The sequence below is a fragment of the Psychrobacter sp. Sarcosine-02u-2 genome (assembly GCF_002836335.1).
Taxonomy (GTDB): Bacteria; Pseudomonadota; Gammaproteobacteria; order Pseudomonadales; family Moraxellaceae; genus Psychrobacter; species Psychrobacter faecalis.
The window spans coordinates 1-1,338 of sequence record NZ_PJBX01000042.1 but is presented as its reverse complement, the minus strand read 5'-3'; the positions used below and the strand labels follow the sequence as shown (position 1 = coordinate 1,338).

Sequence of the window (1,338 nt, the reverse complement as noted above, 5' to 3'; positions counted from 1 at the left end):
TGAGCTATGCTGAAGAAACCGTACAAGTAAACTTGGTAAACTAAGCATATTAATCGGAGTTTATCATGGTCAAGAAAATAAGAACCTATAGCACAGAATTTAAAGCTGAAGCCGTTAAGAAGATATCAGACAATAATGGCAATATCTCAGCAACCGCAAAGCAGCTTGGCATTGCCATGCAAACGCTATCGAATTGGCATAACAAAGCCAACCAAGGCAAGCTTGTCGGCACAGAGCAATACGACCCTAATCTTATGACAGCTCTTCAAGAAATAAAGCAGCTCAAACGACAGCTCAAAGTTGCCGAAGAGGAGCGAGAGATATTAAATGAGGGGGGATAAAGCGGAGCATTGCTTCGCCCCGACGCAAGGGGAGAGCTATGCTCGAGTGAGGCGACGGCGTACTTCGCGAAAAACAGCTAGTCAGGTACGCCTTCATCAAAGATAACCAGCACTTCTTTACCATCACCACTATGTGCCGCGTGCTAAGGGTTAAGCATTCAAGTTACTACGACTGGCTGAGTCGCGATATCAGCGAGCAGCAGATACATCGCAACCATTGTGAGCTACTCGTTAAAGCCGCTCACAGTGAAACTCATGAGCGCTATGGTGTTGAGCGTCTGCATGCGCATCTAAGTGAGCAAGGTCATAACATCAGTCCCTACATGGTCAGAAGCATCAAAGAGGAATACAGCATCAAATGCCGTCGCCACAAACGCTTTAAAGTCACCACCGACTCCAATCACAACAAACTGGTCTATCCAAACGTGTTGGATCAAGAGTTTGATGCCAGTCGCCCTAACCAAGCGTGGGCCAGTGACATCACCTATATTTGGACGCTTGAGGGCTGGTTGTATTTAGCGGGAGTCAAAGATTTATATACCAAAGAGCTGGTCGGCTATGCGATCAATAAGCGAATGACCGCAGATCTAGTATGCAAAGCATTGAACATGGCCATCAAGAATAAACAACCAAGCAAAGGGCTAGTCGTTCACTCTGACAGAGGCAGTCAGTACTGTAGCCATGCTTACCACAAGATCATCAAGCAGCATCAGTTTACAGGTTCAATGAGCGGTAAAGGCAACTGCTTTGACAACGCACCCATAGAAAGCTTCTGGGGCACTTTAAAGAACGAGCTGGTATATCATCAGGATTATAAGACTAGATTTGCAGCTATCAGAGATATCATTGGATATATTGAGTTATATTATAATCAGACTAGGATTCAAAAGGGTTTAGGCTATAAATCGCCAAGACAGGTGTGGTTTGATTATTATCGTCAGGCTGCGTAATCAAAATCTCCCAAGTTTATATATACGGGATTGACGGCAGGGGTCAC

Annotated in this window: 1 pseudogene; it reads left to right on the top strand. The window is 45.0% G+C overall.

The features are described 5' to 3' along the window. The first annotated feature begins 65 nt into the window (after positions 1 to 65). Positions 66 to 1,291 (top strand): annotated as a pseudogene (locus tag CXF58_RS01135) (IS3 family transposase). The last annotated feature ends 47 nt before the right edge of the window (positions 1,292 to 1,338 follow it).